Origin of the sequence: Curtobacterium sp. MCPF17_031, assembly GCF_003234035.1 — a bacterium.
Lineage (GTDB): Bacteria > Actinomycetota > Actinomycetes > Actinomycetales > Microbacteriaceae > Curtobacterium.
Genome location: NZ_QKSG01000001.1, coordinates 317126 through 332404 on the forward strand (window position 1 = coordinate 317126; position 15279 = coordinate 332404).

Consider the following 15279-nt stretch of genomic DNA (forward strand, 5'->3'; position numbering starts at 1 on the left):
TCACTCCCGGCCGAGATCTCGGTTCTTCACACGCACGGCGACGTTGGGCATCCCGCGGAGGAGGCTCGCCAACTCGGCGACGATGGCGACCGAACGGTGCTTGCCGCCGGTACAGCCGATGGCGATCGTAGCGTGTCTTTTGTTCTCGCGCTGGTACCCCTCGAACACGGGCTCGAGGACCGAGGCGTAGCGGTCGACGAACGGACGGGCTCCGGACTGCTCCATGACGTAGTCGGAGACGGGCTTGTCGAGCCCCGTGTGCGGCCGCAGTTCCGGCACCCAGTAGGGGTTCGGGATGAAGCGCACGTCGGCCACCATGTCGGCGTCGGCGGGCAGGCCGTACTTGAACCCGAAGCTCATCAGCGTCACCTGGACTCCGACGAACCGGTCCTCTGCGAACTTCTCGGTCACCGAGTTCGCGAGTTGGTGGATGTTCAGGTCGGACGTGTCGATGATCAGGTCGGATGCCTCGCGGAGGCCGAGCAACCGAGTGCGCTCCCGTGCGATGCCGTCGAGCAGCGTGTCCTCGCCCTGCAGCGGGTGCGGCCGGCGCACCTGCTCGAAGCGCCGCACCAGGACCTGGTCGGTGGCCTCGAGGAACAGCACCCGGACGCGGGCGCTCGTGCTCTCGCGAAGCGACTGCACGGCACGCTCGGGATCGGTGAAGAACCGGCCGCCGCGGACGTCGACGACGGTGGCGATCTTCGGGATCGACTCCCCCGCTCGGTCCGCCAGGTCGGTGAGCGGCCCCAGCATCTGCGTCGGCAGGTTGTCGACGACGTACCAGCCGAGGTCCTCCAGCGCCTTGCCGACCGTCGACCGCCCCGCGCCGGACATGCCCGTCACGATGAGGACGTCGTGCTGTTGCTGCGAGGTGGTGTCGGTCATCTGCGAAGGGGCTCCATCGTGGTCTGGCCGGGCGGGTCGCCCGTCGTCGCCGTGCGCGGTGCGCTCGGCAGGGGTCGGCCCGCGGACCCTCGGGCTGCACGCCCCGGGTCCGCGTCCAGGCTACCGTCCGGCCGGGAGGCCCGTGCCGGGGTCACACAGGCCGGTGCGGACCGTCCGGGGTCGGCTCGGGCACACGCACCGGGCCTGCCGGCGCGGGAGCACTGACGGGCTCGGGCGGCTCTGGCGCACTGGTCAGTCCAGGTGCACCGGTCGGTCCAGGTGCACTGGCCGACTCTGGCGCACTGGCCGGCACCGTCGTGAGCTTCCGGACCACCGCGGCCGCGGTCGCCGGTCCGACGCCCGGGACCTCGGCGACCTCTTCCGGCGTCGCCTGCCGGAGCCGGGCGACGGACCCGAAGTGCTTGAGCAGCGCCGAGACGCGGTTCGGTCCGAGCCCGGGGATCTCGGACAGCTGCGAGCGCACGTCACGCTTCCGACGTGTGCGCTGGTGCGTGATCGCGAACCGGTGTGCCTCGTCACGGAGGCGCTGGATGAGGAAGAGCGCCTCGGAGTTGCGCGGCAGGATCACCGGGAAGTCGTCGTCCGGCAGCCAGAGCTCCTCGAGGCGCTTCGCGATGCCGACCAGGGCGATGTCCCGGACCCCGGCCTCGTCGAGCGCACGCTTCGCCGCCGCGACCTGGGGCTGCCCGCCGTCGACGACGAGCAGCTGCGGCCGGTACGCGAACCGCTTCGAGGGCTTCGATCCCTCGACAACGCCGTCCCCCGTCACGTCCGGGACGTCGGGTACTGCCGCGTCCTCGTCGAGCCGCGCCAGGCGCCGTGTGAGCACCTGGTACATGCTGTCGGTGTCGTCAGTGGTCTCGGCGATCGTGTAGCGGCGGTACTGGTCCTTGCGGGGCAGGCCGTCCTCGAACACGACCATCGAGGCGACGACGTTCGTGCCCTGCAGGTGCGAGATGTCGTAGCACTCCATCCGCAGTGGTGCCTCGCTCATGCCGAGGGCCTCTTGGATGTCGGCCAGGGCTGCGGCCCGCGTGGTGTAGTCGGCCGAGCGCTTGGTCTTGTAGAGCATCAGCGCCTGCTGGGCGTTCTGTGACGCGGTCCGGGCCAGTCCGGCCCGGTCACCGCGCTGCGCCGTGCTGAGCTTCGTGCCACGACCCCCACGGCGGTCGCTGAGCCACTGCTGCAGCGCGTCGGCGTCGTCCGGCAGCACGGGCACGACGACCTCACGCGGCGGGCCGTCGTTCGCGACGCCCGGGGTGGGGTCTGCGCTCGCCTGCGTGAGCAGGGCACCGTCGGCACCGGTCGAGAGCCCGTCGTCGGCGTACACGCCCTGCACGATCTGCTCGACGAGGTCGCCGGTGCTGATGTCGAGCTCCTTGTCGACCACCCAGCCGCGCACACCGCGGATGCGGCCGCCACGGACCGAGAACAGCTGCACGGCCGCGGCCAGTTCGTCCTCGGCGATGCCGAAGAGGTCGAGGTCGACCGAGTCCTTGAGCACGACGGCGGACTTCTCGAGGACCGCTTCGAGCGCCTCGACCTGGTCACGGAAGCGCGCGGCCTGCTCGTACTGCATGGCGTCCGCCGACGCGGCCATCCGCTGCCGGAGCTGCGTGATGACGCGTCGGTCGTAGCTGCCCATGAAGCGGACGAACTCCTCGACGAGCGCGCGGTGCTCCTCGATGGTCACGCGCTGGGAGCACGGGCCGCCGCACTTGCCGATCTGCCCCGGGAAGCAGGGCTTGCCGGTCTGCATGGCCCGCTTGTACGAGGACTCCGAGCACGTGCGGATCGGGAAGACCTTGATCATCAGGTCGATCGTGTCGTGCACCGCCCAGATCTTCGGGTACGGCCCGAAGTACTTGGCGCCCTTGATCTTGCGGTTCCGGGTCACCATCACGCGGGGCGCCTCGTCCGCCATCGTGATCGCCATGTACGGGTACGACTTGTCGTCCCGGAACTTGACGTTGAACGGCGGATCGAACTCCTTGATCCACGTGTACTCGAGCTGCAGCGCCTCGATCTCGGATCCGACGGTGGTCCACTCGACGCTCTTGGCCGTCAGGACCATCCGCCGGGTGCGCTCGTGCAGGGTCGGCAGCGGCGCGAAGTAGTTGCTCAGGCGGGCGCGGAGGTTCTTCGCCTTGCCGACGTAGAGCACCCGACCGTTGCCGTCGCGCCATCGGTAGACGCCCGGGTCGGTCGGGATCTCACCCGCCTTCGGCCGCCAGGGGACGGTGTCGGCCACCTAGCGAGCACCTGCCTTCTGTGCACCTGCTCGACGCGCGCCGACCGACCGCTCCTTGCCCACGCGGGCGTCCTGCGCCTCGAGGATCTCGCGGAGGAAGACACCGGTGTGGCTCTCCGGGACGTCGGCGACGTGCTCCGGGGTGCCGGTCGCGAGGACCGTGCCACCACCCGAACCGCCTTCGGGACCCATGTCGATGAGCCAGTCGGCGGACTTGATGACGTCGAGGTTGTGCTCGATCGTGATGACGGTGTTGCCCTTGTCGACCAGCGACTGCAGCACGAGCAGCAGCTTCCGGACGTCCTCGAAGTGCAGACCCGTGGTCGGCTCGTCGAGCACGTACACGGTGCGGCCGTTCGAGCGACGCTGCAGCTCGGTCGCGAGCTTGACGCGCTGCGCCTCGCCACCAGACAGGGTCGTCGCGCTCTGGCCGAGTCGGACGTAGCCGAGGCCGACGTCGACCAGGGTCGCCATGTACCGGTGGATCGCGGAGATCGGCTCGAAGAACTCGGCCGCCTCGCTGATCGGCATGTCCAGGACCTCGGAGATGCTCTTGCCCTTGTAGTGGACCTGCAGCGTCTCGCGGTTGTACCGGGCGCCGCCACAGACCTCGCACGCGACGTAGACGTCGGGCAGGAAGTTCATCTCGATCTTGATCGTGCCGTCGCCAGAGCAGTTCTCACAGCGCCCGCCCTTGACGTTGAAGCTGAAGCGACCGGGCTGGTAGCCGCGGGTCTTGGCCTCTTGCGTCTCGGCGAAGAGCTGACGGATGCGGTCGAAGACGCCGGTGTACGTCGCCGGGTTCGAGCGCGGGGTGCGGCCGATCGGTGCCTGGTCGACGTGCACGACCTTGTCGAGCTGGTCGAGGCCCTTCACGCGGGTGTGCTTGCCGGCGATGTGTCGGGCACCGTTGAGCTGGTTGGCGAGCACCTTGTAGAGGATGTCGTTCACCAGCGTCGACTTGCCCGAACCGCTCACGCCGGTGACCGCCGTGAACACCCCGAGCGGGAAGTCGACGTCCACGTCCTTGAGGTTGTTCGCCCGCGCACCCTGCACGCTGATGACGCGCTTGCGGTTCACCTTCCGGCGCTCCGACGGCATCTCGATCGCCCGACGTCCGGCCAGGTAGTCACCCGTGATCGACTCGCGGTTCTCGATCATGTCCGCGTAGGAGCCCGAGTGCACGACGTTGCCGCCGTTGACGCCCGCGCCCGGTCCGATGTCGACGACCCAGTCAGCGGTGCGGATGGTGTCCTCGTCGTGCTCGACGACGATGAGGGTGTTCCCGAGGTCCTTGAGCTTGACCAGGGTGTCGATGAGCCGGCGGTTGTCGCGCTGGTGCAGACCGATGCTCGGCTCGTCGAGCACGTAGAGGACGCCGGTCAGGCCCGAACCGATCTGCGTCGCCAGACGGATGCGCTGCGCCTCGCCGCCGGAGAGCCCGCCTGCTCCGCGCGCGAGCGTCAGGTAGTTGAGGCCGACCTCGAGCAGGAACTCGAGACGCGCCCGGATCTCCCGCAGGACGGCCGCGGCGATGTGCGCCTCGCGATCCGTGAGGGCGATGTCCGCCATGAACGCGTATGCCTGGTCCAGGGCCATGCTCGTGACGTCGGCGATGCTGCGACCGTCGACGGTCACGCCGAGCACCTCGGGCTTCAGGCGGGTGCCGTCGCACACCGGGCAGGGCACCTCGCGCAGGTAGCCCTGGAAGCGCTGGCGCTGCGAGTCGGTCTCGGCCTCGGCGAACTTCCGCTCGATGTAGGGCATGACACCCTCGAACCCACTCGTGTACCGCATCTCGCGGCCGAAGCGGTTCCGCCAGGACACCGAGACCTCGAAGTCCTTGCCCGTCAGGATCGCCGCCTGCACCGACGACGGCAGCTGGCTCCACGGGGTGTCCATGCGGAACCCGAGCTCCTTGCCCAGACCGGCGAGCAGCTTCTCGAAGTAGGAGTACAGGCCGCTGGTGCCGGTCCAGGGCAGCAGCACGCCGTCCTTCAACGAGGCTTCGGGGTCGCCGAGCACCAGGTCCGGGTCGACGGACATCCGGGTACCGAGGCCCGAGCACTCCGGGCAGGCGCCGAACGGGGCGTTGAACGAGAAGGTCCGCGGCTCGATCTCGGTCAGGGCCAGCGGGTGGTTGTTCGGGCACGACAGGTTCTCGGAGTAGGTCCGGACGGCGCCGGGGCCCTCGTGGTCCACGAGGTCGATCGCCACGGTGCCGTTCGTCAGGCGCAGGGCGGTCTCGAGCGAGTCCGTCAGGCGTCCGAGGATGTCGTCGCTGGCGACCAGGCGGTCGACGATGACGGAGATGTCGTGCTTGACCTGCTTCTTCAGCGTCGGCGGGCTGCTCAGCTGGATCCGCTCGCCGTCGACGATGGCGCGCGAGTAGCCGGAGGCCGCGAGCTCCTGGAAGAGGTCGACGAACTCGCCCTTCTTCTTCGACACGATCGGCGCGAGCACCTGGAAACGGGTGCCGCTCTCCTGCGTCATCAACTGGTCGGCGATCTGCTGCACGCTCTGCTTGCTGATCACTTCACCACAGACGGGGCAGTGCGGGATGCCGATGCGCGCCCAGAGCAGACGCATGTAGTCGTAGACCTCGGTGATGGTGCCCACCGTGGAACGCGGGTTGCGGTTCGTCGACTTCTGGTCGATCGACACCGCCGGCGACAGGCCCTCGATGAAGTCGACGTCGGGGCGGTCGACCTGGCCGAGGAACTGGCGGGCGTACGCCGACAGGGACTCGACGTAGCGCCGCTGGCCCTCGGCGAAGATCGTGTCGAACGCGAGCGAGGACTTCCCCGAGCCGGACAGCCCGGTGAACACGACGAGCGAGTCGCGCGGGATCTCGAGGTCGACGTCTCGGAGGTTGTGCACGCGCGCACCACGGACGCTGAGCGTCGACGTGTCGTGCGGGGCCGTCCCGCCGGGCAGGTGCAGGTCCGACGGCTCGTCGAAGTCGTCCGGGCCGGACATGGCGGTTCCGCGGTCAGAGGTGATGGTCATCGCAGACGATTCTACGAAGCCGGTCCGACAAACGCCCGCTGAGCCGGCTCAGCCGAGTGCGTCGAGAGCGAACGTGACGCCGGAAGCCGTCTCGCTGGCGGCCCAGAGTCGCGCGGCCTCGTGGCGGTCGTGCGCCCGGGGTTCCGCCGGGACGACCGTCGCCCGACCGCGGAGCTGGAACCAGCCGTCCGGTCCCCAGTACTCGCCGGACCGGACGTCGTCGCCCACCGAGGCGTGGACGAGCGGGACCGCGCCCGCGTCCTTCCCCTGCGCGACGAAGCGCTGCCCGGGCCCGATCCACGCGGGTTCGGGTCGCGACCGGCCGACTGCCAGGGTGCCGGTGACGGCCTCCTGCGTCAGGGAGTCGAGGGCGAGGCCCGGGTGCGCCACGACGCTGGACACCGGGGACCCTGCGTCTGCCAGACGCTGGGCCAACTCGAACCCGAACAGCATCACCGCGAGCTTGCTGCGCGCGTACTGCCGGTAGCCGTTGTAGTGCCCGGCACCGAGCGGGTCGTGCCGGTCGAGCGTCACCCAGCGGTGCGAGATGGATCCGAGGTGGACGACCCGACCGCCGGTGTCCCGGAGCAGCGGGAGCACCAGGCCCGTCCAGGCGAAGTGCCCGAGGTGGTTCGTCCCCATCTGCAGTTCGTGGCCCTGCGCCGTGGACCGACGCTCGCGAGACCCGACGACCCCGGCGTTGTTGAGCACCGCGTGCACCGGCCCGAGCGTTCCCAGCGCTGCCGCAGCCGCGCGCACCGAGTCGAGGTCCGCCAGGTCGAGGTGCACGTGCTCGAGCTGCGCGTCGGGCACCACCGAGCGGATGCTGCGCTCGGCAGCCGCGGCCTTGCCGGAGTCGCGCGTCGCCAGGACCACCCGGTGTCCGCCCACGGCGAGCTGTTCGGCCGCCTGGTACCCGAGCCCCGCACTGGCGCCGGTGACGACGACCGTGCGAGGTCCGGCCGGGGCGCCGGGATCAGACGACATGTCCGGCCGACTCCATCTGGCGCAGCGCCTTCTTGAGGTCCTGGACCTCGTCGCGGAGTCGTGCTGCGAGCTCGAACTTCAGCTCGGCGGCCGCCTGCAGCATCTGGTCGTTGAGGTCGGCGATCGTCGCTTCGAGTTGCGTCGCACCCTCGCCGGCGATGCCCTCGCGGCGGAGCGACGGGGTCGGGGCACGACGACCGTCACGGACGCCACCACCGCGGCGCTCCAGGAGTTCGCGGGTGTCGTCGCTCTCGCGGTTGAGGACCTCGGTGATGTCCGCGATCTTCTTGCGCAGCGGCTGCGGGTCGATGCCGTGCTCGAGGTTGTACGCCACCTGCTTCTCGCGGCGGCGGTCGGTCTCCTCGATGGCCTGCTTCATCGAGTCGGTCATCTTGTCGGCGTACATGAGCACCTGGCCCGACACGTTGCGCGCTGCACGACCGATCGTCTGGATGAGCGACGTCGACGAGCGCAGGAAGCCCTCCTTGTCCGCGTCGAGGATCGCGACGAGCGAGACCTCGGGCAGGTCGAGGCCTTCGCGGAGCAGGTTGATCCCGATGAGCACGTCGTAGACCCCCTGGCGCAGCTCCGTGAGGAGTTCCACACGCTTCAGGGTGTCGACGTCCGAGTGCAGGTACCGCACCCGGACCCCGGCGTTGCCGAGGAAGTCGGTGAGCTCTTCGGCCATGCGCTTCGTCAGCGTGGTGACGAGCACGCGCTCGTTCTTCTCGGAGCGCTGCTTGATCTCCTCGAGCAGGTCGTCGATCTGACCGTCGCTCGGCTTGATGATGATCTCGGGGTCGACGAGGCCAGTCGGGCGGATGATCTGCTCGACGACGCTGTCCGTGATGCCGAGCTCGTACTTGCCGGGCGTCGCCGACAGGAAGACCTTCTGCCCGACGCGGTCGAGGAACTCCTCCCACTTCAGCGGGCGGTTGTCCATCGCGCTCGGCAGACGGAAGCCGTGCTCCACCAGGGTGCGCTTCCGGGAGGCGTCGCCCTCGTACATCGCACCGATCTGCGGCACGGTGACGTGCGACTCGTCGATGACGAGGAGGAAGTCGTCCGGGAAGTAGTCGATCAGGCAGTGCGGTGCTTCGCCCGGCCCACGGCCTTCCATGTGCCGCGAGTAGTTCTCGATGCCCGAGCAGAACCCGATCTGCTCCATCATCTCGATGTCGAACGTGGTGCGCATCCGCAGCCGCTGGGCTTCGAGCAGCTTGCCCTGACCTTCGAGCTCGGCGAGCCGTTCGGCCAGTTCTTCCTTGATCGAGCTGATCGCGCGGTGCATGACGTCGGTGTCCGCCACGTAGTGGGACGCCGGGAAGATCGAGACCGCGGGCAGGTCGTCGATCACGTTGCCCGTCAGCGGGTGCAGCGAGGAGAGCGCTTCGATCTCGTCGCCGAACATCTCGATGCGGATCGCGTGCTCTTCGTACATCGGGATGATCTCGAGCGTGTCGCCGCGGACCCGGAAGGTGCCGCGCGCGAAGTCGACGTCGTTGCGCTGGTACTGCATGCTGACGAACTTGCGGACGAGCTGGTCACGGGAGATGTTCTGCCCGATGTGGAGCGCGACCGAGGCGTTCATGTACTGCTCCGGCGTGCCGAGGCCGTAGATGCAGGACACGGTCGACACCACGACGGTGTCGCGCCGGCTGAGCAACGAGTTCGTCGTCGAGTGGCGCAGTCGTTCCACCTCGGCGTTGACGGACGAGTCCTTCTCGATGAAGGTGTCCGTCTGCGGGACGTAGGCCTCTGGCTGGTAGTAGTCGTAGTACGAGACGAAGTACTCGATCGCGTTGTTCGGCATCAGCCCGCGGAACTCGTTCGCGAGCTGCGCCGCCAACGTCTTGTTGTGCGCGAGCACCAGCGTCGGCCGCTGCACCTGCTCGATGAGCCAGGCCGTCGTCGCCGACTTGCCGGTACCGGTCGCGCCGAGCAGCACCACGTCGGTCTCACCCGCGTTGATGCGCCCGGCGAGTTCGGCGATCGCCGCGGGCTGGTCACCGCTCGGCGAGTACTCGCTGATGACCTCGAAGGGTCGGATGGCACGCGTGGGCTCGATGGCAACTCCCATGGCCTCAACAGTAGGCGCGGCCCCCGACATCCACGTGCTCTGCTCGCCCTGGGCGTACTGTCTCCCGATAGCGCACTCAGAGGTCCCTGATCGAATCCGGTCGTAGCCTCCGATCCGTTCAGCAACCCGACCGAAGAGGCCCCATGACCACGGCCCCCGCTGCAGCACCGGCGAAGGGCACCCCGTTCCGCGGACGCATCCGCGGACGGGTGCTGCTGCTCCTCTGCTGCATGTACGCCATCTCGTACATCGACCGTACGAACATCTCCACCGCCCTCCCACACATCACCGACGAGTTCGGGCTGACCGAGACGGCCGCCGGCTTCATCGTGTCCGCCTTCTCGTTGCCGTACGCCCTGCTCCAGGTGTTCGGCGGCACGATCAGCGAGAAGTTCGGGCCGAGACGGGCCCTCTTCGTGATCACCGTGGTCTGGGGAGTCGCGACGCTGTGGACCGGGCTGTCGCTGGGGTTCTGGACGCTGTTCGCGGCACGCCTGCTCCTCGGCCTCAGTGAAGCAGCCGCGTTCCCGTCCGCCACCCAGGCGATGAGTCGGTGGATCCCGCGGGACCGGAACGGCTTCGCCCAGGGCGTGGTGCACTCCGCCGCCCGGCTCGGCAACGCCCTCGCGCCGTTGCTCGTCGCCTACTTCATCGCGATCAGCGGCTGGCGTCTGGCGTTCTTCGCCACCGCCGTGCTGTCCGTGGCCTGGGGCATCGCCTGGTTCTTCCTCTTCCGGGACCGTCCGGAGGACGCCCACGGGATCACGAAGGCCGAACTCGCCGAGCTGCCACCCGTCGAGACCCGGGCCACGCGTCCGCCGGTCCCCTGGCGCGCCCTGGCGAAGCAGATCCTGCCGGTGTCCTTCGTCGACTTCGGGTACGGGTGGACACTCTGGGTGTTCCTCACCTGGATCCCGACGTTCCTGAGCGACCAGTACGACCTCGAGATCAATGCCTTCGCATGGTTCACGACCGCGGTCCTCCTGGCCGGTGTGGTCGGTGACACGGTCGGCGGGATGCTCAGCGACCGGATCATCCACCGGGGCGGGGACTCCCGTCAGGCCCGTCGTCTGGTGCTGGTGATCGGCCTCTGTGGATCCCTGGTCTGCCTGCTGCCGCTCGTCGTGGTCGGGCAGAGCCTGACGGTGGCGACGGTGTCGCTCGCGCTGTCGTTCTTCTTCCTCGAGCTCTGCAACGCGAACCTGTGGGCCATCCCGATGGACGTGGCGCCGCAGTGGTCCGGCACCGCCTCGGGCTTCATGAACACCGGGTTCGGTGTGGCCGGCGTCGTCTCGCCCATCGTGTTCGGGTTCCTCATCGACACCTCCGGCTGGCAGCTGCCGTTCGGGATCTCGTGTGCGCTCCTCGCCGGTGCGGCGGTCGTGGCGTGGGTGATGAAGCCGCAGCGGCTCACCGTGACCGACGGCGTGCTCGAGGTGGGCGTCCCCGCAGTCGAGCGCGACGCGACGCACTAGCGATCGAGCGGCGGACCCGCCGGCGCAGCCGTCGGTCGGTCAGCGTCCCGTCGGACCTGTGGCGGGCCTCCAGGCCGGGAGGCCCGCGACCGTCCGTCCTGACCGGACCGCCGTCAGCCCCTCGCCCGTGCCCGGCGCGCCCGCGACGGCCGTCCGGTCAGCGGCACGCTGAGCGGCGTCCACCGGAACGCCTCGGTCACCGCGACCGACAGCACCAGCACGAGCACGTACGTGACGAGTGTCAGCCACGGCTTCGGCACCACGCTCTCGAGCCAGCTGTCGCCGTACAGCAGGATCCAGATCATGAACGGGTGGCTGAGGAAGATCCCGAAGGACCGGTCCGATCCGTAGTCGACGACCCGCGCCAGCGCCGAGCCGGCCCGACGGCGGTCCGCCCAGGCCGCACCGATCGCCAGGAAGCCGACGAAGACCGCCGTGCTCCAGAGGACCTGGACGGGCTGCAGCGGGGTGCCGGCGGCGTACAGGGACTGGCCGAGCCCGACCTGCAGCCACCACACGCCCAGGGTGAGCGCCCCGGTGCCGGCGAAGGCCCAGAGGACGGCCCGCCGGTGCTCCCGGATGAACCGGAGGAACGGGTCCGCGTGGTCGGCCGCCACCGCCCCGGAGACGATGAAGAACACGTACGAGAAGAAGAACTGCTTCTGGTAGCCGCGCAACCAGTCGATGGAGTGCGGCCAGTACTTGTACGCGGCGAAGACGGCGAGCTGCAGCAGGAAGGCGACGACGAGCACGGCGACGTGGTGGCGACGGGTGACCCGGACGAGCCAGATGATCACCGGCAGCAGCAGGTAGACCTGCATCGTCACGAGCAGGAAGTACAGGTGGTACCAGGACGTCCCGGTGACGATCCCCTCGGCGTACGTCGTCACCAGGGCCGGCACGTCACCCCGGGTCGTGGAGCTGAGGAGCCACGACGCGGTGACGTACACGGACGACCACGCCAGGTAGGGCACGCCGACGAGCAGGAACCGGCGTGGCCAGAACTGCGCCAGCGGGCGCGGGCGGAGCGACCAGCTGTAGACCAGCACGAACGCCGTGAGCGAGAAGAACACCAGGCGGGTGAAGTGCAGCAGGCCGAGCAGGGCGTTCAGTGGGACGTCGTCGGACGCGATGGTGTGGCTCGTGGTGTGCACGCCGATGACGCACGCGAAGGTGAGGATGCGGAGGACGTCGACCTCGTACAGGTGCCGCGGCTTGCCGGAGGCAGTCCGGGTGGGGGTCTGCACGCCCGGCGTGGTGGTGGCGGCGCTCACCGCGACTCGGTCATCGCTCGGACGCGGGCGCGCTGCACCTTGCCCGTCGGGGCCCGGGGCAGGTCGAGGACGACGGTGATCTCGGACGGACGACGGAACCGGGTCAGGGCGGACTCGGCGAGGGCCCGCAGGTCCTCGACGAGCCCGTCGGTGTCGGTGTCGGGCTGGGGGATGACGTACGCCACCGGCACCGCCCCGAGGACCTCGTCCGGCCGGCCGACGACGACTGCCTCGAGCACGCGCGGGTCCCGGAGCAGGACGTCCTCGACCTCGGACGGGTAGACCTTCTCACCGCCACGGTTGATGACGTCGTCGGACCGGCCGGCCAGCGAGACCCAGCCGTCGACGGCGACGGAGCCGAGGTCGCCCGTCGCGAGCCAGCCGTCAGCGTCGAACCGGTCGGCCGCCCGACCGCCGAGGTAGGAGCGCACGATGCCCGGACCGCGCACCCACAGGGCACCGACCTCGCCCGCGGGCAGGAGCGCGCCGTCCTCGCCGCGGACCTGGACCTCGGACCCGACGGGCAGCCCGACTGTGCCCGGTCGGGGCGGCGCGTCGAGCGGCGTGGCGGTGATCTGGCTGGCGCCCTCCGTCATCCCCCAGCTCACCACGAGCGGCAGGTCACCGAGCGCGGCCCGCACCGGGTCGGGCAGCGGCGCAGAGGCGCTCCGCACGAACCGCAGGCTCGCCGGCGGCCGCAGGGGGCCGGTCTTGGCGAGGACGGCCAGGACCGCGGGCACGGCGTTCAGCCACGTCACGCGGCGGGCCTCGAGCAGTTCCCAGAACCCGGTGCGTCGGAACCGGCGGTCGAGCACCAGGGTCGCCCCGGCGACCAGTGTCGCGAGGAGACCGACCACCTCGGCGTTGACGTGGAACAGCGGCAGCGAGTTGAACCCGCGGTCCCGCTCGGTCAGGCCGTTGTGCCGGGCGATCGCGTGCGCCACGAACCGGAGCTGCGACTCCGGCAGCTCGACGCCCTTCGGCGTCCCGGTCGAGCCGGAGGTGAACAGCACGACCGAGCCCTCGCCGGGGCCGTCGATGGGTGCGTCCGGCACGTCGCCGTCCCGGACCCCGACCGGGAGGCCCGTGGCCGCGTCCACCCGGGCCGACGGGGCTCCGGGGACACTCGCCGCTCCGGCCTCCGCACCAGGGTCAGGGTCTCGGTCCGACACGACCATCGCGGCCCCGCCCAGGAGCGCCGCCAGCCGAGCGGGTTCGGAGGCCGGCTGCCCGGTGTCGACGGGGACCGACCGACGGCCGGAGGCGACGGCCGCGAGGTGCACGGCGGCGAACGCGATCGGGTCCCCCACGTCGACGAGGACGCCGCCGGAGGGCGGGACGCCGATGGCGTCGAACGTCCGCGACCAGGCCGTCACGGCGGCGTCGAGACCGCCGTACGTCAGCGTCCGGTCGGAGCGGGCGTCCTCGAGGTAGACGTGGTCCGGGGTGCGCTCGGCGCGCTGCCGGATGAGCGCGGCCAGGGTCGTCGCGTCGCTGTGTCCGTCGATGTGTCCGTCGTCTGGCTCGTCGATGGTGACCGCCGTGCGGTCGGGGGTGGGGCGTTCGCCGTCGTGGTGCACCGCCTCATCGTATTTCCGCTGGCTATGACCGTCCGGAGGGAACGGCAGGAGTCGGGAACCGGTGCAGCATCCACTGCCAGATCCGGAGCATCCGCGGGTCGCCGTGCTCGTCGAGCGGGGTCGAGTCCTTGATGATCCGCGAGTGCGCCCAGCGCGGGTCGCCCACCGGCAGGTCGGTGAGGATCGCGTGCGGGTCGGCGGCGGGCGGCGGTGGCGCGGTGTCGGTCCGCCACGGGCCGTCGGTACCGGCCGGCCCCTCGGTCCCACGAGCGCCGTCGAGTCCCATCGCCGACCACGACCCGGTGATGCGCGGGCCGAACTCGTCGCGGACGTCGTCGAGCGCGTACATCCGGCTCGCCGGGGTCTGACCGGGGTGGTCCATCCACGCTGCGTGCACCGGGCCGACGGACTCCACCGGCGACGAGAACATCAGTGCACCGAGCACCGGCCGGATGTGGGCGATGTACGCGGCCTCGCCCCCGCCCTGTGAATGCCCGGCGACGACGATGTCCTGCCACCGGATGTCCTCGTCGGCCTGGACGAACCGCCCCCATCCCCCGGCGGGGTCGACGTCGTCGAGGTGTGCGACGGCGTCCCGGAACCGCGACACGATCGAGCCCGCCGGGCTGACGTCGCTGAACGTCGAACCGCGGGTGCCGTCGAACCGGTTCCGCTGCACCTGCCCGTAGCACCGCGCGTCGGCCTCGCACGTGCCGGACAGGGTCCTGCCGAGGTTCCAGTAGTCGAGCCCGAGCACGTGGTACCCGTCGTCCAGCGCCGTCGTGAGGAACCGCTGGTAGTCGGCCGGCTTCGCGCGGGTGGCCGGCAGGAAGAGCAGCAGCGGACCGTTCGGCGAGGTCCGGGCCGCGAAGTCGTCGCGGTTCGGGGCCAGGCGCTCCCCGTCGATCGCGCCGAGCCGGAAGCGGTGGAAGTCGCCGTGCGGTGCCTCGCCCGGCTCGAGCGTCCGGTGCGGTTGTCCGGGACGACCGCCCTCCGCCACACGCTGACCACCGAGGACGTTCGCCCCGACCAGCGCGGCGAGCCCCATGGCGGCGAGGACGAGGACCGCCACGACGAGCAGCCGGTGGTGCGTCCTCATCGGACGAGGCGCGCCCATACCTCGTCGGCCGACCGGATCGTCTGCTCGAGCGTGCCGGTGGCGTCGACCACATGGTCGGCCAGGGCGAGTCGGTCCGCGTCGGAGGCCTGTGCCGCCACTCGGCGTTCCGCGTCGTCGCGGCGCATCCCCCGGTGCTCGACGAGGCGCCCGATCCGCACCGAGGCAGGGGCGTCCACGACCACGACGGCGTCGAACCGCAGCGGCCGCGTCCCCTGTGCCTCGGCGAGGAGCGGCACGTCGTAGACGACGACGGCATCCGGGTCGGCTGCCTCGGCAGCGTCGAAGCGCTGCTGCGCCAGCCGCCAGACCTCCGGGTGGGTGATGGCCTCCAGGGCCTTGCGCGCCTCCGGGTCGGCGAACACGACGGCACCGAGCGCGGGACGGTCGAGGCTGCCGTCGGGGGCGATCACCGCGTCGCCGAAGCGTTCCCGCACCGCCTGCAACCCCGGGCTGCCGGGTGCCACGGCGTCCCGCGCGAGCCGGTCGGCATCGACCACGACCGCGCCGTGATCCGCGAACCGCCGGGAGACCGTCGACTTGCCCGCGGCGATGCCGCCCGTGAGTCCGATGATGCGCACGGGGACAGCGTCGCAC

Annotated in this window: 10 protein-coding genes; 1 reads left to right on the forward strand and 9 read right to left on the reverse strand. The window is 70.3% G+C overall.

What is annotated here, in order from left to right:
- The 5 genes from rapZ to uvrB form a co-directional block, all read right to left on the reverse strand.
- Positions 1–888, reverse strand: a complete 888-nt coding sequence (gene rapZ, locus DEJ31_RS01580; protein WP_110902222.1) for an RNase adapter RapZ — start codon at positions 886–888, stop codon at positions 1–3.
- Between the two features lie 151 nt (positions 889–1039).
- Positions 1040–3160, reverse strand: coding sequence for an excinuclease ABC subunit UvrC (uvrC, locus tag DEJ31_RS01585; protein ID WP_110902221.1), 2121 nt, complete (start codon positions 3158–3160; stop codon positions 1040–1042).
- Positions 3161–6169 carry an excinuclease ABC subunit UvrA gene (gene uvrA / locus DEJ31_RS01590; protein ID WP_258366068.1) on the reverse strand — a complete coding sequence of 1003 codons (3009 nt, stop codon included), beginning with the start codon at positions 6167–6169 and terminating at the stop codon, positions 3161–3163.
- Between the two features lie 48 nt (positions 6170–6217).
- Positions 6218–7156: an SDR family NAD(P)-dependent oxidoreductase gene (locus DEJ31_RS01595; protein ID WP_110902220.1), complete on the reverse strand. Its 939-nt coding sequence runs from the start codon at positions 7154–7156 to the stop codon at positions 6218–6220.
- On the reverse strand, positions 7146–9236 hold the full coding sequence (gene uvrB, locus DEJ31_RS01600) for an excinuclease ABC subunit UvrB (RefSeq protein WP_181421449.1): 2091 nt from the start codon (positions 9234–9236) through the stop codon (positions 7146–7148). Before uvrB ends, DEJ31_RS01595 begins: the two co-directional genes overlap by 11 nt.
- 143 nt (positions 9237–9379) lie before the next feature.
- On the opposite strand from uvrB, the gene DEJ31_RS01605 reads away from it, so the two are divergent.
- Positions 9380–10711, forward strand: coding sequence for an MFS transporter (locus tag DEJ31_RS01605; protein ID WP_110902219.1), 1332 nt, complete (start codon positions 9380–9382; stop codon positions 10709–10711).
- 113 nt (positions 10712–10824) lie between these two features.
- Here the strand turns inward: DEJ31_RS01605 and DEJ31_RS01610 are convergent, their stop codons facing one another.
- Genes DEJ31_RS01610 through coaE form a run of 4 tightly spaced genes read right to left on the reverse strand, consistent with a single transcriptional unit; the run spans position 10825 to position 15263 of the window.
- The gene (locus DEJ31_RS01610; RefSeq protein WP_111121049.1) at positions 10825–11985 is read right to left on the reverse strand and encodes an acyltransferase; all 1161 of its coding nucleotides are present in this window, start codon (positions 11983–11985) and stop codon (positions 10825–10827) included.
- Positions 11982–13565, reverse strand: coding sequence for a class I adenylate-forming enzyme family protein (locus DEJ31_RS01615; RefSeq protein WP_111043744.1), 1584 nt, complete (start codon positions 13563–13565; stop codon positions 11982–11984). The genes DEJ31_RS01610 and DEJ31_RS01615 overlap by 4 nt, the downstream gene beginning before the upstream one ends.
- Positions 13566–13587: 22 nt before the next feature.
- Positions 13588–14664 carry a hypothetical protein gene (locus DEJ31_RS01620; protein WP_146243081.1) on the reverse strand — a complete coding sequence of 359 codons (1077 nt, stop codon included), beginning with the start codon at positions 14662–14664 and terminating at the stop codon, positions 13588–13590.
- A complete protein-coding gene (gene coaE / locus DEJ31_RS01625) occupies positions 14661–15263 on the reverse strand; it encodes a dephospho-CoA kinase (RefSeq protein WP_111121051.1) in 603 nt (200 codons plus the stop codon). The genes DEJ31_RS01620 and coaE overlap by 4 nt, the downstream gene beginning before the upstream one ends.
- Positions 15264–15279 lie beyond the last annotated feature (16 nt).